Below are 17,646 nucleotides of genomic sequence, written 5' to 3'. Positions count from 1 at the left end.
CCGGGTCCGGACGGGGTCAGGCGGGCACATCCCCTTCGAGGAGCTTGACCAGCTCGTCCACGAGGGCCGGGGCCTCCCGCTTCAGCGCGACGATGTCCATCCCCTCGTCGCCGAGGATGGAGAGCAGCGCCCGGTCCCCCACCGCGAGGACGATGATCTGCCCGGCCGCGCAGCGGATGACCACGTCACGGAGCGCGCCCGCGTCGGCCTGCTGCGCCATGCGCTGCCCGAGTCCGAGGGTGGCGGCGGCGAGGGCGGCCACGGACTCCGGCTGGAGTGTGTCGGTGTCGGCGGCGACCATCAGGCCGTCGGCGGTGGACAGAACGCTCTCCGACGCTCCCATCACCCGCTCACGGAGCGAGGCCAGAACATCGACGAGTGACGTGACGGACGAGTCTGCGTGCATGGTTTTCGCTCCTTGGTGATGATCCGGCAGCGGTCCTGCCGTGGGGCGTTCGTACGAGGCCCGGCTGCGTCCCGCAGCCGGGCTACAAGCCGTCCGACTGTCCTGAGAGTTCCTGGTGCGGCGAGGGCTCCGCTCCCCCGGGGGAAGTCGGCGCCGCACCCGGCTTTTCGCCCGGGGTCCACCGGGGGCGGGGGCCCGGAACCCGGCGCGGGAGGGAGCCGGCCGGTGGCGGCGTCACCGCGCCGGAGTGACCGCCGGCACCTGTGCCCGGGACGCGGGGCGCGGTGCTCGGCCGGCCCGCCGGACGCCGGGCGCCTTCCCACTGGATGAGCCCCAGGTCGTCCATCCGGATCAGGTCCACCATCACGGCGAACAGCCCCCGGCCCAGGAAGAAGGCGAGGTCGCGCGCTGTGCGGCGGCCGTTGGCGATGGCGAGGAGCGCGGTGTGCCGGGGCGCCAGCCGGCCGGCCACCCGCTCCGCGCTCGCCGAGGGCCGCAGCCGCGTCCTGGCCAGTTCGCCCGGCGATCCCCAGCGGTCGGTGACGAACGCCAGCCGCCGCACGGTCTCCTCCGCGACACTCTGCGGCTGCGCGGGGTACCCCGCGAGCACGGTCCGGGTGGGCCCGCCCACCTCCCAGCCGTCCGGCCGGGTCAGCGCCAGCGCGAAGGCGCCCTCGTGGATCGTCGCGGTGCAGAGGACCTCCAACTCGGTCTCACCCACCAGTCCCTGGCCGACGAGGGCCGCCCCGAGACCGTCCACGTCCCGAGTCGCCGCCAGACCGGTTGCCCACCCCTCCTCGGTGATCCGGCCCGACTTCAGAAGGGCGGACTCGACCGAGGGGGTCCCCGGGGTCTCTACAGCGCTGATCAGGCCGTTCCTGAGGTGAATCGTTCCTCCAGGTGACCCGGAGACCGACACCGTACCGCTGTACTCCTCCTGTTGCAGCCGTACCAGCAACGCCGTGACATTGCGCGGCGCGGAACCGTGCGCGTGCGCCCCGGCCGGAGTCTGCGGGGGACTCGTCCACAACGGGACCGGCTGCGCGGCCCCCTGGACGCCGGACCCATCGCTCATGCGAGCACACCTTCCGCGTGTTCCGTGAGCCGGCGCATCGCCAGGGCGAGATTGGTCCGGTCGCGGTCCAGCGCCGCGACCAGCAGCACCGGGTCGCCCGCGCGCCGTACCGTCTGCACCACGTGGTAGCGGCGCGCACTCGTCACGATCACGCTCTCCAGCTCGCTCTCGCCCCCGACCCGGTCCAGCTGCCCCGAGATCACGGCGGTGAGTTCGGCCGTCTCCACTCCGTCCCCCACCTCCAGGACATCGCCGACCACGCAGTACGTGAGGCCGGTGACCGCGTCCACCAGAGCGGCCCCGGTGATCCCCGGCATCTCCATGAGCCGGGCGAGGGACGATTCGATCGCTGACACGTACATCCCTTCGAGTGACGGCTGATTTCAGAGTACTCTAGCCTTCAACTAGTACCTTGGTGACCAGGTTTGGCATTATTTCGACCGCAAAGTTTCGGCTCGTAGAACAGGACCACAACGATGAACCTTGAGACCGCACTCAAAGAAGCCATGGCGATCGATGGCGCCCTCGGTGTGGCCGTGGTCGACTACGAGAGCGGGCTGTCCCTCGGAACGCTGGGCGGGGGCCAGGGACTTGACCTGGAGGTCGCGGCCGCGGGGAACACCGAGGTCGTCCGGGCCAAGATCCGCACCCTCGCCACACTGGACATGGACGACAGCGTGGTCGACATCCTGATCACCCTCGGCAAGCAGTACCACCTGCTCCGGCCGCTCATCTCCAGCCACGGAACCCTCTTCCTGTACCTCGCACTCGACCGCACCCGCGCCAACCTCGCGCTGGCCCGCCACAACCTCAAGCGGATCGAGGCCGAACTCGCGGTCTGAGGTCGCGGCGGCGTGTACGAATGGATACGGGTGCCGGTGGGCACCGGTTCGACGCGATGGACGACGCGCGGACGGTGCCGACGGGTGCTGTTCGTCGTGCACAACGTGACCTCGGCGACCCGGCTGCTGGACGTTCTCCCGCTGTTCCGCGACGACCTGCGCGTCCAACTGCTCGCCACGTGCACCGGTTCGTCACCGTTCCAGGCCGGAGTGGCCGAACTGCTGGCGGAGACGGGCGTGCCGGTGCTTCCGTGGGAGCAGGCGGTCTCCCTCCCGGTGGATCTGGCGATCTCGGCAAGCTTCGGCGGCCAACTCCATGCGATCAAGGGGAAGTTGACAGTCCTCTCGCATGGCGTCGGCTACAATAAGAGGCTGGCAACACCGGACACCGGACACCGGACACCGGACACCGGACGCCCTTCGGCCGGGGCCGTTCCACCCGTCTTCGGGCTCTCCCCCGAGTGGCTGCTCGCCGACGGGACACCGGTCGCGGACGCGATGGTCCTCTCCCACCCCGAGCAGGCGGCGAGGCTGCGCGCCGCCTGCCCCGAGGCCGCTCCCACCGCCGTCCTCGCCGGTGACCCCTGTTTCGACCGCCTGCTGGCCGCCGTCCCGTACCGCGAACGCTTCCGCCGGGCCCTCGGCGTCCATGAGGGCCAGCGACTCGTGCTGCTCACTTCGACCTGGAATCCGGATTCCCTCTTCGGGGACGGCGGGGCCGAGGACGTACTGCCCGCGCTGCTGCCGCGCCTGACGGCCGAGCTGCCCGCCGACGAGTACCGCTCGGCCGCCGTACTGCACCCCAACATCTGGCACGGTCACGGCCCCGGGCAGATCCGCGCCTGGCTGGACCGGGCCCGCCGGGGCGGTCTGGCGCTGGTGGACCCCCTGGAAGGATGGCGCCAGGCGCTGATCGCGGCCGATGTGATCATCGGGGACGCCGGTTCCGTGACGTACTACGGAGCCGCCCTCCGCACCCCCGTCCTGCTGGGCGCGGCCTCGGCGGAGGGTCTCGACGCCGGGTCGCCGGTGGCCGCGTTCGTACGGCAGGCGCCCCGGCTCGCGCCCCACGCGCCGCTCCGGTCACAACTGGAGGCGCTGCTCGGCGCAGGAGAGCGCCGGCCGTCGGCCCCGGCGGCGGAACCAGGCCCCGCCGAGCTGGTCTCGTCGGTCCCCGGTGCGGCGGCGGCCCTGCTGCGGCGCCACTTCTACGGAGTCATCGGCATCCCCGAGCCCGCGGAGCCCGCGCTGCTCGACCCGCTGCCGCTGCCGCCCTGCGAACGGGGCACCCGGACGGCCCCGCTGAGGGTGGTGACCCGGCTGACCGGGGCGCGCGAGGTCGAGGTGGACCGCTACGCGGATCCGCGTCCCGAGCCCGCGGCGGACGGGGACGCCCACATCGCCGTGCACGAGGACACCCTGGACCCCGGGCTGCTCGCGCTGGCGGATGTGATCTTCCGGTACGGCGCCGCGGACGACCCCCGGTTCGGCGGGCCGGCGCGGTGGACCGACGAGGTGTTGGCGCGCCATCCGCACAGCGCCCTGGCGGCGTTCGTCGCCGAGGACGGGGCGTGCACGGTCCGTACCCGCGCGGGCGTGCTGGTGCGGCTCTCCGGCAGTGTCCCGGAGGGTCTCCCGGGCGGTCCCCTGTCCGGGGCCGACCCCGCCGCCCACGCCTCCGCCCTCCACGCCTGGCTGGCCGCGGGAAAGGCGCTGGAGGAGCTGACGGCGGCCGGGATGACGGTACGGACCGGCGCGGGCGCCTGCCCGGTGACGGTCACGCCGCTCGGCCCCGGCGCACCGGTCGTTCCCGCCGCGCCGGTCCTCCCCGCCGCGCCGGTCAGTCCCGGGCGAGGGCGCTGAGACAGCGCTCGCGCAGGGCCCGCAGATGCGCGAGGTGGTGGGCGGCCTTCTCCTTGTCGAGGGTGACCGCCGCCTCGTCGATCAGCGGCAGCGCCCCCTCCGGGTCGCCCTCGGCGAGATGTGTCTCGGCCAGATCGGTGAGGGTGCGCGCCGCGTTGTACGGGTCGGCGCCGGTCGCGAAGAAGCCGAGCGCCGTCTCCAGCCGCTCCCGGGCTTCGGCGAACCTGCCGAGTCCCCGCAGGGCCCGGCCCCGGTGCCGCTCCAGCAGGGCGCGGGCGCGCGGCAGATCACGGGCGCCCTCGCCGTCGGTCCCCGCCCCGTCCAGGACCGCCGACGCCTCGTCGAAGCACGCGTACGCCTCCTGGAAACGCCACTGGCGCAGCCGCAGCAGGCCCAGGGACTCGACGGCGGACGCCTGCCCGCGCGGGTGCCCGGCCGCCTCCTCGGCCCGTACGGCGGCGGTCAGATGGGACTCGGCCTCTTCGTCCTCCCGCAGCTCCAGCAGGTTCAGCGCCAGCAGCACATGCATCCGCCCGGCCAGCCGGGTTCCGGGGTGGCGGGCGTCCACCATCCGTGCCCCCGCCCTGAGCGCCGGCAGGATCTCGTCGTGGTGGCCCGCCTTGAGCTGGAGCGGCCAGAGCGCCTGGCAGAGCTGGTGGACGGAGTCGGGATCACCGAACTCCTCGGCGGCGAGGACGGCCTGGACGAGATTGCCCAGCTCGGCACGGAGGACGGTGAGCGCCTCGCCCGCGTCCCGGTACGGGCCGGGGCTCGCCGCCAGTTCGTCGTAGAGCGGGCCGATCGCCCACGCCTGGGGCAGGGCGGCGAGCCGGGCCCGTACGGCGAGGCGCAGATACCACCGCACCGTGCCGGTCATGGCCGCCGAGCAGGCCGCGATGCCGTCCGTGCGGAAGGCGGTCTCCTCCGCGTGGGCGCGGACCGCGGGACGGTAGCGGAAGCGGCCGGTGTCCGTCGGCTCCAGCAACTGCCCGTCCGCCAGGGCGCCGAGGATCCGGGCCGCCTCGGCCTCGGACACCCCGGCGACGTCCGCGACGACGGCCGGCCCGAGCGCGGGCCATTCCCGCAGCGACATCAGCCGGTAGACCCTGGCCGCACCGGGCTCCAGCCCGCGGTACGTCCTTTCCGCGGCGGCACGGACCGGGTCGGCGGCGGACAGGGCGGGGTCCTCCGCCGTACGGCGCCGGGGCTCGCCCGGGCCGGAGAGCGGCTCACGCTCCGGCTCCGACAGCAGGGGCACGGCGGCCCGCAGCGCGTACGGCGAGCCGCCGCACCGCTCCAGCACGCGCGGCAGTACGGAACGGGCGCCGGCCACGGTGTCGCTGCCCGCGAGATCCGTGAGCAGCCGGCGGGCGTCCTTGTCGGACAGCGGTCCGACCGGGACGGGTACGGCGTCGAGGCCGGGCAGCGGCCGGCGCGCGACCACCACCGTGAACACCTCGGGCGCGGAGGTCAGCAGCGGCCGGACCTGTGCGGACGAGTAGGCGTGGTCGAGCACGACGAGCAGCCGCCGGTCGGCCACGCAGCGGCGGAAGGCCGCCTGCCGGTCCGCCGCGCCCGGCGGTACGTCGTCCTGGTCCATGCCGAGCTGGACCAGCAGGCTGCGCAGCACCACGGTGCTGTCGACGGCGGTGCCCGCGGAGGCGCCGCGCAGATCGGCGTAGAGCTGCCCGCCGGGGAACCGGGCGGCTTCCTTGCACCCCCAGTGGACGGCGAGGGCGCTGGTGCCGATGCCTTCGGGGCCGTGGACCAGCGCGAGCCGGGGTCGCCCGTCGGCCTTGCGCGAGGCCTCCCGTTCCAGCAGCCGCATCGGTCCCTGACGATCCGTGAAGAACCGTACGGACGGCGGGAGCGCGGGGACGCCGTCCGCGGTCGCCCGGAGCGGCGCCGTACGGGCGAAGGCCGCCCAGGCACGGGCGAGCGCGGGGTCGTGGCGTACGCCCTCGTGGACGAGGCGGGCCACGGCGGACAGCTCGGCCGGTCCCGTGGGCGCGGCCACCTCCTGCCCGGCGATCCGCCGCACCAGGCCGCCGGCCGTTTCCCAGGCCCATTTCCCCGCCTCGTTGGCCAGCCCCGCGCCCACGGCGCCCAGCACCGCGGTGATCGCCGCCAGTGACATGGGATCCAGCATGTCCCGCCCCCCGCTCCCCTGATCTGTGGCCCGGCCGGTCCGTGGCCGGTGTCCGAGGACGCCCCGCGCCACGGTTCCGGATCAACGGTAGTCCTGATCAACGCCGTTCGGGGAGGGTTGGCGACTACTCGCGAGCGCCCGGCAACGGGCCGGGCCCGGTGCGGGTACCGGCCGGTATCAGGCGGGGGCAGCCGTACGCGCTGATACTGGCCCCATGACCCGACACGGAGAGCTGGGCACGGCCCTGCACCGCTGGCGCGACCGGCTCGCCCCGGCCGAGGCCGGGCTGCCCTCGGACGAGCCCGCCAGGACGGGCGGGCTGCGCCACGAGGAACTGGCGCGGCTGACCGGGCTGTCCGTGGACTATCTCGTCCGGCTGGAGGAGGGACGGGCCACCTCTCCGTCGGCGCAGGTCCTCACGTCGCTGGCGTGCGCCCTGCGCCTCTCCGACGACGAGCGCCGGCATCTCTTCCTGCTCGCCGGGCAGTCCCCGCCCGCCGTGGGCCGGGTCCCCGACCATGTTCCGGCCGGCGTGCGGCGGCTGCTCGGGCGGCTCGCGTGCACCCCGATCGGGGTGCACGACGCGTCCTGGAACCTGATCACCTGGAATCCGCTGTGGGCCGCCCTGGTCGGTGACCCCGCGCAGCTCCCGCCGCGCGGGCGCAACGCCGCCTGGCAGCACTTCACCGGCCGGCCGAGCCGGATCGCCCACACCGCGGAGCAGGAGGCCAGGTTCGAGGCGGCGCTCGTCGCCGATCTGCGCGCGGCCACCCTCCGCTATCCGACCGACGTACGGCTGCGCTTCCTCATCGGTGAGCTGCGGCGCGCCAGCAGCCGGTTCGCGGTGCTCTGGAACTCCCGGATCACCGGTGTGCACGACAGCGCGACCCGGACCGTCCATCACCCGGATGTCGGACCGGTGACGGTCGACTGCGACACGTTCACCGTGCCCGGGTGCGATCTGCGGATCACCACCTACTCGGCGGCGTCCGGTACCGACGCCGCCGACAAGCTCGCCCTGCTCGACGTGCTCGGCACCGAGGTCATCGGCACCGCGACGGGGCCCGTACGGGAGCCCGGAGAGGGCCTCGTACGGATGCCCGGAGAGGGCCTCGTACGGGAGTCAGGGAGCGCCGCCGTACGGTGGCCCGGCGACGGTCCCGTGCCGGAGCCCGGCGACGGCGGGGAGCCGGGCTCCGGCGCGGATCCCGCCGCCGACCCCGCGCCCGCCGGAACCTGACGGGACGGCCCCGCCCCCGGCGGCGCCCCGCCCTGTCACCCGATCGGGTGCGCGCCCCGGAGGGGCCGACCGGGGCGGTGATACATCCGGTCGGCCCACGCGAGGGGCGCGCGGCACGGTCCGTTCCTACCGTGGCGGGATGATCATCAGACCCGTGACGCGCTCCGCGCTCTCCGGCACCGTCGCCCTCGCCGCCGGCCTGCTGGTCCTCCTGCCGGTGTCCCCGCCGGCCGCAGCGGATTCCCGTACCGATCCGGCCGTACGCGCCCCCGGCCTGCCCGCCGGCGCCGCGATCGCGGGCTTCCCCGGTGCCGGTGCCCCGCCCGGCGCGCCGGGCGCACCCGCCCCGAGCGGCTCGGCGCCCGCGTCCCGGCCGGCCGGCCCGACGACGCCGGGGCGCGCGGCCGCCTCCCTCGACACCGCCGCCCGGGACGGTTCGCTGCTGCGCCGCTCCGGGGTCCAGGTCAGGCCCACGCGCGGCACCCCCGCGCCGCCGGAGCTCTCCGCCCTCTCCTGGCTGGTCGCGGACGCCCGTACGGGAGACGTGCTCGCCGCGCGGGACGCGCACCGTCCGCTGCCGCCCGCCTCCACCCTCAAGACGCTCTTCGCCATCACCACACTGCCGCGGCTCTCCGAGCACGCCAAGCGCCTGGTGACGGACGAGGAACTGGACGACATCGGTCCCGGCAGCAGCACGGTGGGGGTCGTCCCGGGCGTGCGGTACGAGGCCGCCGACCTGTGGCGGGGCGTCTTCCTCAGCTCCGGCAACGACGCGGTGCGGGTCCTCTCCGAGATGAACGGCGGCCTGGACGCGACCGTCAAGCAGATGCGGGACAAGGCGAAGCTGCTGGGCGCGCGGGACACCCATGTGGTCTCGCCCGACGGCTACGACGCCCCGGGCCAGGTCTCCTCCGCGTACGACCTGGCGGTCTTCGGCCGTACGGGACTGGGCTCGCCGGACTTCGTCCGCTACAGCTCGACCGTCGACGCCGAGTTCCCCGGCTACGGCGGCACCTTCGGCATCATGAACACCAACCGGCTGCTGACCGGGGCCGACGGGGTCGAGGCGTATCCGGGACTGATCGGTGTGAAGAACGGCTACACCACGGAGGCCGGCTACACCCTGATCGCCGCCGCCCGGCACGGCGACCGCACCTTGCTGGTGACGGTGCTGAACCCGCAGTGGGGCGGCGTCCACGCCGTGTACGAGGAGGCCAGGGAACTGCTGGACTGGGGGTTCAAGGCGCAGGGCCGGGTGACCCCGGTCGGATCGCTCCGGCCGCCCCCGGCGCCGCTGCCGCCGCGCCCCACGGTGGAGGCGGCGGGTCCCGAGCCCGGGGTGGTCGAGAAGGCGGTACGGGCCCATCCGCCGTCGCCGACCCCCACGGCCGGCGCGGCCCGCGCGGTGGCGGCCGGGCCGGTGACCGGGACCGTACTGCCGGTGGCGGTCATCGGCGCGGCCGCGCTCGCGGCGCTCGCGCTCTTCCTCGGGCGCCGTCGGCGCGGCCGGGGCGCCGGGGGCGGCCACTGAGCGGGGACGGGGCCGCACCCCGGCCGCCCGCGGCGGCTACCAGTGGGCGGGGCGCGCGAGGGACGGCGGCAGCCGGGTGTCCGCGTCGCCCCGCGCCGCGTTGACCTGGGTCTGGACGAGGAAGATGCTGCCCGTCAGATCGGCTCCGCGCAGATCGGCGTCCCGGAGGTCGGCCCCGATCAGATCGGCCAGCCGCAGATCGGCGCCCCGCAGATCGGCGGCGATCAGATACGCCCCGCGCAGGTCCGCGCCGCGCAGATCGGCGGCCCTGAGCCGGGCGCCGAGGAGGTCGGCGCCCCTGCGGTTCTTCTTCTTGCCCTTGACCTGGGCCCGGACGAGTTCGCTGGTCCGCAGCAGCAGGGGGTTGACGGCGGCGCGGCGGGCCGCGACGTCCAGGGCCAGCAGGGTGGCGGGGTCGGCGAGGGTGAGGCGTTCCAACTCCTCCAGCGCGGCGCGGAGTTCGCCGTGGAGTGCGCGGGCGGGCTCCAGGGTGAGCGCCTCGGTCAGGTACCGGAGGAGCTCCTGGAGCTGGCGCACCACCGGGAGCAGCGCGAACATCTCGTCGGCGGTGCCCGGGGCCTGCCGCCAGTCCTGTCCCCCGTAGGTGATCCGGGAGATCTTCTGTCCGGCGCCGAAGCAGTCGTAGACCGTGCAGCCCCGGAAGCCGCGCTGCCGCAGCTCGCGGTGGACGGAGCAGCGGAAGTCGGTGCGGAGGTGGGAGCAGGGTTTCCCGGCGGCTTTGTGCTCGGGGAAGTCCGCCGAGGGGGCGAAGGTCAGGGCGACGCAGCACAGGCCGAAGCAGTTCACGCAGTCGGCCCGCAGCCCCGGGTCGTCGAGTGCGGGGCCGTCATGGGCGGGGCCGTGGTCGGTGCGGTGGTCGGGCTGGTGGGGCAAAGGGGCCGGTCTCCTGTCACGGAATGGGCGTCGCGTCCGAGCCTACCGCCCGTCCTCCCCGGGCCTGCCTGCCTGTCCTGCCCGCCCCCCGTGCCCGGCCCGTCCCCTGTGCCCTGCCTGTGCCCCGTGCCCGGCCCGTGCCCCGTGCCCGGCCCGTGCCCCGTGCTCTTCTCCCGCCCTTCCCCGTCCGCGTCTCAGCGCTGCGCGTGATGGGAGTCCATCGCGCGGCGCGCTCGGGCGGCGAGGCCGTCGGCGCCGCAGCTCTCGGCGAGTTCGAGCCCGCAGGACAGTTCGGCGTGGAACCCCGCGGCGATGCCGTACTCGACCCGCGCGACGGCCCGTTCGTACGCGCACGGCGACGCTTCGAGATGCGCCACGGCCTGGGCGAGCAGCTCGACCCGTTCCGGGCCCTCCTTCAGGGACGCCGTGCAGCAGAGCGCCACCCCGATGGCGGTGTGCGTGCCGAAGCGTTCGGCCCGGTCCCTGGCGTACGCGGCGAGCTGGGCCGCGCGGCGCGGATCGTCGTCGGCGAGGGCCCGCGCGAGGTCGATCGCCCAGGGGGCCATGACGACGCTGTGCCGTCCCCGGGCGAGCAACGCCTGCCCGGCCGCCTCCAGTTCGGCGACGGCCTCGTCCTTCCTGCCGAGGGCCAGCAGCAGCCTGCCGCGGACCGAGGGGGCGTCGGGGATGACGATCGTGGAGGAGTACGGCGGCGCGAACGCGTACCGCTCGGCGGCCTCCTCGGCCTCCCCGACATGGCCGCGCGCGAGCAGCGTGTCGATGAGCATGCAGACGGCGTCCCAGTTCATCGGGAGGCCGTTGCCGACCCGGTCGGCCAGGCGCAGGCTCTCGCGCAGATACTTCTCGGCGTCCGCGAGCCGGCCGCGCCTGCGGTGGACGTAGCCGACCAGCGCGTGGGCGAAGGCGAGGTGGCCGCCGCTCCAGCCGGAGATCTCGAAGGCGCGCAGCGCCTCGCTGAACAGGCTCTCGGCGCGGTCGAGCCGGTCGGCGAAGGCGTACGAGAGCCCGAGGAGGGCCGGGGGTTCGAAGCCCCATCCCGGGTCGGCCCAGCCGACGCCGGGCGGCAGAGCACCGTCCTTCAGGGCCCGTTCGCCGATCTGGACGACTTCCTCGGCGCTCTCGCCGCGGGCCGTCCCGTCGAAGGCGCGGAGCATGAGCAGGACGCGTTCGGTGTTGTCCCGCCCGGTGAGCGGGGCCGCCGTGCGGGCGAGGCGGCGCGACCGGTCCGGGCCGTCCTCCTCGATGGCCTGGACGCCCTCCCAGAGGAAGTGCGCGGCCTGGAGCCGCATTCTGACGGGCCCGTCCGCGGTGCGGGCGGCCTCGGTGGCCACCACGTGGGCGGCGTCGCCGGTCTGGTTGTTGTGCGTCAGGGCCTGCGCGAGCCGGAAGACCACGTCCACGCGCAGGGCGTCGTCGAGATGCGGGGTGTCGAGCGCGGCGCGCAGATGTCCGACCGTGGTGGCGGGCGAGGTCAGCAGGGTGGCGCAGCCCAGCTCGTACAGGAGGGGTCCCCGTACGGTGGACAACGGCGGTTCCGCCAGGGCCCGTTCGAGGCAGCGGCGCGCCGCGTCGGGGGCGCCGACCGCGAGGTGTTCGGCGGCGGCCTCCCGTAGCTGCTCGACCAGTTCGGGGTCGCCGTCGGGGTGGACTTCGAGGAGGTGCGGCGCCGCGGCGGCGGCTCCCCGGCCGCTGCGGGAGACCGCCCAGGCGGCGAGTCCGTGCATCGCGGCGCGCACGCCCGCCGGGATGGCGCGGTAGACGGCCCCGGCGATCAGCGGATGGACGAACTCCAGCGGGTCGGTGCCGACGAGGATCCGCGCGGCGCGCAGCCGCTCCGCGCACTCGGCGGCCTCCTCGTCGCTCATGCCCGCGAGCGAGACGGTCAGGTCGAGGGAGATGTCCGTGCCGAGGATCGCGGCGGCCCAGGCGAACCGGGTGGTGGCCGTGCCCAGTTCCTCCAGCCGCGCGATGAGGCCGGTGCCGCGCGCCGAGGCGCCGAGGGCGCGCAGTTCGCCGGCGTTGGTCCCCACGGGGTCGAGCGCGCTGTCCCGTACCTTGGCGAGGAGTTCGACGGTCTCGTAGGCGTTGCCGCCGGTCACCGCCCACACCTCGCGGCAGAACGGGTCGTCCGCCTGCTCCCCGAGCGCGGCGCGGGTGAGCCCGGCCGTGGCGTCGGGGGTGAGTTCCCGGAGGGTGACCAGCAGTCTGGCCGCCGCGCCGAGCGTCCTGAGGTGTTCCTCGGCCTCGCCGACGGCCTCCTCGGTGCGGTAACCGACGACCACGAGGACGGGCAGGGCGCGCCCCGGGCTGCGTGCGAAGGAGGCGAGCCAGGCCAGGGTCTCCAGGTCGGCCCACTGCGCGTCGTCCACGGTGAGCAGGAGCGGGCCGTGGACCTTCGCGAGCCGTTCGACGAGCGCGTCCAGGCCGTCCCTCACGCCCTGCGGGTCGGCGGGCTGGTCACCGGGCGGCAGTATCCCGAGCGCGGGGCCGACTATCTCGTACCGCTCGCCGAGCAGACCGGGAGCCGCCCCGTGCGCGACGTGCTCATCGCGGTCGGCGGGACCGGCCTGATCACTCTGCCCGGTCCGGGCGTCGGCGACCACGAGTGCGGGCTGCAGGAGCTGCCGTACGACATGGAACGGTACGGAGGTCAGCCCCTCGCCGCCGCGCGCCGCCCACACGGCGCAGCGTCCGGCGGCGAGCCGGCGCACCTCGGAGAGCAGCGCGGTCTTGCCGAGCCCGGCCGCGCCTCGGTAGACGAGCACCCCGCCGGTGGGCGCGGCCGCGCACAGGGCGTCCACGGCGCGGGCCGCGGCGGCCAGTTCGGGTTCACGCTCCAGCAGCGGGAGAGCGACCATCTGCTCCGGCCGGTGCACCGGCATCCCTCCCCCTCTCGGACAGCGCCCAGGTCACGTCACGAGCCTAGACCCGCAGCACGCCGAGTGGACCCGAATATGCACGAATTCGACCGTTCGACTGCGTGGCCGCGCGGAAAGGTGTAGGGGATCCTCGGTCCCCGCCGAGAAACGGATCCTCGGTCCCCGCCGAGGAACCGGCCGGGACGGGCGATCAGTTCAGAAGGTGTCAACAGGACCTCCTCACTCCGGTACCGCTGTGGCAGACTCGCCGGTATGACACCGGCTCTCGGGGGTGGAGTGTGAGTGAGCCTCGGTCGGCTCCGACCATCGGGCAACTCGTTCTCGGCAGACAGCTCCAGACACTCCGCGAGAAGGCCGGGCTCAGCCGGGACCAGTCGGCGAGGCTGCTCCATGTCACCGCCGCCACCGTCCGCCGGATGGAGACCGCCGAGGTCTCCCTCAAGATCCCCTATCTCCAGTTCCTGCTGCCCGAGTACGGGGTCGGCCCGCAGGACACCGAGGTGTTCCTCCGGCTGGCCGAGGAGGCCAACAAGCCGGGCTGGTGGCAGCGGTTCCACGACATACTCCCGGACTGGTTCAGCGGGTACGTCAGCCTCGAAGAGGCGGCGAGGACCATCCGCTCGTACGAGCCGCACTTCGTGCCGGGGCTGCTCCAGACCGAGGAGTACGCGCACGCGGTCCTGTCCACGGGGGCGGTCGGCCGGACCGCCGACCCGCTCCGGATCGAGCGCCATGTCGCCCTGCGGATGGAGAGACAGGCGCTGCTCACCCGCACCGACGCCCCGGCCTTCTGGGCCGTTCTGGACGAGACGGTGCTCCGCCGGGCCGTGGGGTCGAAGGCCGTGATGCGCGCCCAGATCGACCGGCTGATCGAGGCGCTCGACCTGCCGAACGTGACGCTCCAGATAGCCGAGTTCGGCGCGGGGCCGCACCCCGGTACGTACAGCCCGTTCGTCCTCTTCCGCTTCGGCATCCCGGAAGTGCCCGACATGGTCTACATCGAGTATCTGACCGGGGCGCTCTATCTGGACGAGCCCCACGAGGTGTCCGCGCACATGCAGGCGATGGACCGGATGGTCACCCTCGCGGAGCCGGCGAACCATACGCGGCGGCTCCTGGCGGCGTTCCGCCGGGAACTCTGACCGCCGGGCCGCCGCGGGCGCCACCGCCGTACGACGCCACCGCCGTACGGCATCACCACCGTACGGCGTCACCACCGCACGGCGTCACCGATCCGTACCGCTTCAGGACTTCGTCACTCCGCCGTCCGCCAGCAGAGCGTCGATCGCGGTCAGTTCGGGCTCCGTCAGCGGCGCGGCGTCCAGGACGGCGAGGTTCTGGTCGAGCTGGGCGACGCTGCTCGCGCCGATCAGGACCGAGGTGACCCGCGCGTCGCGCAGCACCCAGCCCAGCGCGAGCTGGGCCAGGGTCTGGCCCCGGTCGCCCGCGACCTTGTTGAGCGCGTGCAGCAGGGTCAGCTTCTCCTCGCTGAGCGCGTCCCGCTTCAGGAAGTGACCGACGGCCATCCGCGAGTCGGCGGGCACCCCGTTGAGATAGCGGTCGGTGAGCTGCCCCTGGGCGAGCGGCGAGAAGGCGATGACCCCGGCCCCGACCTCGTCGGACGCGGCGATCAGCCCGTTGTGCTCGATGCCCCGGTCGAGCATGTTGTACGCGTGCTGGTTGATCAGCAGTGGAGTGCCCAGCTCCTTGAGGAGTTCGGACGCCCGCCGCATCTGCTCCGGCGGATAGTTGGACAGCCCTGCGTACAGGGCCTTGCCCTGCCGTACGGCGGAGGCCAGCGCCCCGACCGTCTCCTCCAGCGGTGTGTCCGGGTCGAAGCGGTGCGAGTAGAAGAGATCGACGTACTCGACGCGCATCCGGCTCAGCGACTGGTCGAGGCTGGAGAGCAGGTGCTTGCGCGAACCGAACTCGCCGTACGGGCCCGGCCACATGTCGTAGCCCGCCTTGGTGGAGAGGAACAGCTCGTCGCGGTAGGGCCGGAAGTCCTGCGCGTAGATGGTCCCGAAGTTCGCCTCGGCGCTGCCGTACGGCGGGCCGTAGTTGTTCGCCAGGTCGAAGTGGGTGACACCGCGGTCGAACGCGCGGCGCAGCACGGCACGCTGCTTCTCCAGCGGGGCGGTGTCACCGAAGTTGTGCCACAGCCCGAGGGAGACCTGCGGCAGCCGTACGCCGCTGAGACCGCTGCGCTGGAACCGCATGCCGGCGTAGCGGTCGGCGGCGGCGAGGTAGGGCGGTCGTTTCAACGGACTCTCCTGTTGGGGTCGAGCGGGGCGCGGAGGGCCGGTGCACCAGGAGACCGGCGGCTGTGACCTGCCGTTCCGCTGTCATTCCGGCGGGCTCCTAGACGCTACACACGAGTCCGCCCGTTGGGAACGCCCGACCATGATCGAAACGTCCCGGCCGGTGGCCCGGGCCGGATCCGGCCCGGGCCACCGACACGTCGGGGGACCGACCCCCGTCAGCCGACCGACGAGTCAGCCGACCGACGCGTCAGCCGATGGGCGCCGGCATGCGCACCACGTCGTACGCGAGCCCGATCGTGTCGCCCGTGGCCGGGTCGCCCAGCTCCACCCGCCAGCGGTCGGCGAACTGGTCGACGCCCTCGACCATGGGGATCGTGCCGGAGATCAGCACCGTGCCGGGCACGAGGTCGCCGCGCTCCCGCAGCACCTCGGCCCAGTAGGCGGGGGTGAGCAGCTCGGCGAGCGTGCCGTCCTGGATGAGCGTTTCCCGGCCCGCGTCGCCCACCCAGGCCCGCAGGGTGAGGCTGTCGAGCCGGTCCTGCACGTCGGCCAGCAGCCAGGCGCGGCGGGCGAGCACGTCCGGGCCCGCGTTCTTGCTCCACGCCACCCCGTGCACCTCCAGCTCACGGTCGGTGTGGTCACACGCCGCGGTCAGCAGCAGCTCACCCTCCGTGTCCACGACCAGGGCCCACTCCGCCTCACCGGAGGTGCGGCCGTGCTGGGCGCTGACCCGTTCGGTGTGCTGGGCGAGGTACGGGGAAACCGGGTAGAGGGCGGGGGTGACGGACGGCGCGGGCACGCCGAGCTCGGCGAGTTCGGCCACGTGCGCGGCCACGTCGTCCTGGCTGCGGCCCGCATAGCCGGCGTTGAGCACCTGGACGACATCGGCCTGCCGAGTGGTGCCGTCGGGCAGTTCGAAGGTGAGCAGCGCCATGGGGGTTCTCCACATCGTTCGCGGTATCGGCGAGGTTAACTTTGCGCGGAAGGCTTGCGCATACCACCTGTATACAAGAAGTATGCCGGAAGGTCGACAGTGCGCCCTCCCCCGATGGCGGCGCAACCCACCCAAGGACGGATGTCGTGAACCACACCAGTACGCGTACGGATCAGCCCCCGCCCGGCGGCTCGGCGGTCCGCCGCGCCTTCTTCGCCAGCCTCACCGGAACCGCCCTGGAGTGGTACGACTTCGCCATCTACTCCGTGGCCGCCGCCCTGGTCTTCGGCGAGGTCTTCTTCCCCTCCGAGGACCCGGCCACCGGCACCCTCCTGGCCTTCTCCACGTATGCCGTGGGCTATGTGTCCCGCCCACTGGGCGGCTTCGTCTTCGGCCGCCTCGGTGACCGGATCGGCCGCAAGAAGGTGCTCATCGCGACGCTCGTCCTGATCGGCGTCGCGACCCTCTTCATCGGTCTGCTCCCGTCGTACGCGACGATCGGTGTGACCGCCCCGATCGTGCTGGTGATCCTCCGCTTCGCGCAGGGCGTCGGCGTCGGCGGCGAGTGGGGCGGCGCCGTGCTGCTGTCCAGCGAGTTCGGCGATCCGCGGCGGCGCGGCTTCTACGCCTCGGCCGCGCAGGTCGGTCCGCCGGCCGGCAATCTGCTGGCCAACGGCGTCCTCGCGGCCCTGGGCCTGCTGCTCACCGAGGACCAGTTCATGAGCTGGGGCTGGCGGGTGGCGTTCCTGCTCTCCGGGGTCCTGGTCGTCTTCGGGCTGTGGATCCGTACGAAGCTGGAGGAGACCCCGGTCTTCCTGGCCATGGAGGCGGCGGAGAAGCGCCCCGAGGCGCCGATCAGGGAGGTCTTCGCCACCCATCCGCGGGCGCTGGCCGCCGCGATCCTCAGCCGGATCGCCCCGGACGTGCTGTACGCGCTGTTCACCGTCTTCGTGCTGACGTACGCGACCACCGAACTCGACATGTCCCGCGGTTCGGCGCTGGCCGCCGTCCTGATCGGCTCCACCTTCCAGCTCTTCCTCATCCCGCTGGCCGGGGCCCTCTCCGACCGGGTCAACCGACGTCTGCTGTACGGGCTCTCCGCGGCCGCGGCCGGGGTGTGGCCGTTCGTGTTCTTCCCGCTGACCTCCGGCGGGAGCTGGCCGCTGCTCACCCTCGGCGTGGTGGTCGCGCTCGCCATCCACTCGCTGATGTACGGGCCGCAGGCGGCCTTCATCTCCGAGCAGTTCTCCCCGCGGCTGCGCTACACCGGCTCCTCGCTCGCCTACACCCTGGCCGGGGTCGTGGGCGGGGCGGTGGCGCCGCTGCTGTTCACGGCGCTGCTCGACGCCTACGACTCGTGGATCCCGCTGGCGCTCTACATCGTGCTCACCGCGGTGGTCACGATCGGCGGCGTGTGGCTGGGCCGGGACGGAACGGACGCCGACGAGGAGGAACCGCTGGGCCCGCCGGCCGCCCCGGCGGACACCGCGGACGGGTCCGTACGACCGGACGGTGCGGCCACCCGCTGACCGCACCGCCCGCCGACCG

The 17,646-nt window shown here is 73.8% G+C and carries 14 protein-coding genes; 6 read left to right on the top strand and 8 right to left on the bottom strand.

Translation table 11 applies throughout. From position 1 onward, the window contains the following. Positions 1-16 precede the first annotated feature (16 nt). The 3 genes from AB0P17_RS17535 to AB0P17_RS17525 all read right to left on the bottom strand — a co-directional run bounded on the left by AB0P17_RS17535 (position 17) and on the right by AB0P17_RS17525 (position 1,837). On the bottom strand, positions 17-406 hold the full coding sequence (locus tag AB0P17_RS17535; RefSeq protein WP_365811843.1) for a roadblock/LC7 domain-containing protein: 390 nt from the start codon (positions 404-406) through the stop codon (positions 17-19). Positions 407-488: 82 nt separating this feature from the next. After that, on the bottom strand, positions 489-1,481 hold the full coding sequence (locus AB0P17_RS17530) for a hypothetical protein (protein ID WP_365811841.1): 993 nt from the start codon (positions 1,479-1,481) through the stop codon (positions 489-491). After that, a complete protein-coding gene (locus AB0P17_RS17525) occupies positions 1,478-1,837 on the bottom strand; it encodes a hypothetical protein (protein ID WP_365811839.1) in 360 nt (119 codons plus the stop codon). The genes AB0P17_RS17530 and AB0P17_RS17525 overlap by 4 nt, the downstream gene beginning before the upstream one ends. Before the next feature lie 120 nt (positions 1,838-1,957). On the opposite strand from AB0P17_RS17525, the gene AB0P17_RS17520 reads away from it, so the two are divergent. Both AB0P17_RS17520 and AB0P17_RS17515 read left to right on the top strand, forming a co-directional pair. Further along, the gene (locus tag AB0P17_RS17520) at positions 1,958-2,323 is read left to right on the top strand and encodes a hypothetical protein (RefSeq protein WP_365811838.1); all 366 of its coding nucleotides are present in this window, start codon (positions 1,958-1,960) and stop codon (positions 2,321-2,323) included. 12 nt (positions 2,324-2,335) lie between these two features. Beyond that, positions 2,336-4,186, top strand: a complete 1,851-nt coding sequence (locus AB0P17_RS17515) for a hypothetical protein (protein WP_365811836.1) — start codon at positions 2,336-2,338, stop codon at positions 4,184-4,186. Here AB0P17_RS17515 and AB0P17_RS17510 read toward each other — a convergent pair. Further along, positions 4,164-6,335, bottom strand: coding sequence for a tetratricopeptide repeat protein (locus tag AB0P17_RS17510; RefSeq protein WP_365811834.1), 2,172 nt, complete (start codon positions 6,333-6,335; stop codon positions 4,164-4,166). The two genes, AB0P17_RS17515 and AB0P17_RS17510, sit on opposite strands and share 23 nt — an antisense overlap. A gap of 214 nt (positions 6,336-6,549) precedes the next feature. Here AB0P17_RS17510 and AB0P17_RS17505 point away from each other — a divergent pair, with 214 nt between their 5' ends. Both AB0P17_RS17505 and AB0P17_RS17500 read left to right on the top strand, forming a co-directional pair. After that, positions 6,550-7,575, top strand: coding sequence for a helix-turn-helix transcriptional regulator (locus tag AB0P17_RS17505; RefSeq protein WP_365811832.1), 1,026 nt, complete (start codon positions 6,550-6,552; stop codon positions 7,573-7,575). 139 nt (positions 7,576-7,714) lie between these two features. Beyond that, entirely contained in the window at positions 7,715-9,106 is a 1,392-nt protein-coding gene (locus AB0P17_RS17500) for a serine hydrolase (RefSeq protein ID WP_365811830.1), read from the top strand. A gap of 36 nt (positions 9,107-9,142) precedes the next feature. Here AB0P17_RS17500 and AB0P17_RS17495 read toward each other — a convergent pair whose 3' ends face one another. Then, positions 9,143-9,928, bottom strand: coding sequence for a pentapeptide repeat-containing protein (locus AB0P17_RS17495; RefSeq protein ID WP_365812013.1), 786 nt, complete (start codon positions 9,926-9,928; stop codon positions 9,143-9,145). A gap of 266 nt (positions 9,929-10,194) precedes the next feature. Continuing rightward, the gene (locus AB0P17_RS17490; RefSeq protein WP_365811829.1) at positions 10,195-12,903 is read right to left on the bottom strand and encodes an AAA family ATPase; all 2,709 of its coding nucleotides are present in this window, start codon (positions 12,901-12,903) and stop codon (positions 10,195-10,197) included. 275 nt (positions 12,904-13,178) lie between these two features. Between AB0P17_RS17490 and AB0P17_RS17485 the strand changes: the two genes are divergently transcribed. Beyond that, positions 13,179-14,042 carry a helix-turn-helix transcriptional regulator gene (locus tag AB0P17_RS17485; RefSeq protein ID WP_365811827.1) on the top strand — a complete coding sequence of 288 codons (864 nt, stop codon included), beginning with the start codon at positions 13,179-13,181 and terminating at the stop codon, positions 14,040-14,042. Positions 14,043-14,144: 102 nt separating this feature from the next. Here AB0P17_RS17485 and AB0P17_RS17480 read toward each other — a convergent pair whose 3' ends face one another. Both AB0P17_RS17480 and AB0P17_RS17475 read right to left on the bottom strand, forming a co-directional pair. Then, positions 14,145-15,119 (bottom strand): aldo/keto reductase, encoded by a 975-nt coding sequence (locus tag AB0P17_RS17480; protein WP_365812011.1) that lies wholly within the window; start codon positions 15,117-15,119, stop codon positions 14,145-14,147. A 292-nt stretch (positions 15,120-15,411) separates the two neighbouring features. Beyond that, positions 15,412-16,098: a DUF2848 domain-containing protein gene (locus AB0P17_RS17475; protein ID WP_365811826.1), complete on the bottom strand. Its 687-nt coding sequence runs from the start codon at positions 16,096-16,098 to the stop codon at positions 15,412-15,414. A 146-nt stretch (positions 16,099-16,244) separates the two neighbouring features. Here AB0P17_RS17475 and AB0P17_RS17470 point away from each other — a divergent pair, with 146 nt between their 5' ends. Continuing rightward, the gene (locus tag AB0P17_RS17470; RefSeq protein ID WP_365811824.1) at positions 16,245-17,627 is read left to right on the top strand and encodes an MFS transporter; all 1,383 of its coding nucleotides are present in this window, start codon (positions 16,245-16,247) and stop codon (positions 17,625-17,627) included. The last annotated feature ends 19 nt before the right edge of the window (positions 17,628-17,646 follow it).

Origin of the sequence: Streptomyces sp. NPDC088124 (assembly GCF_040685895.1) — a bacterium.
GTDB lineage: Bacteria > Actinomycetota > Actinomycetes > Streptomycetales > Streptomycetaceae > Streptomyces.
This window is presented reverse-complemented; position numbering and strand designations above follow the sequence as displayed.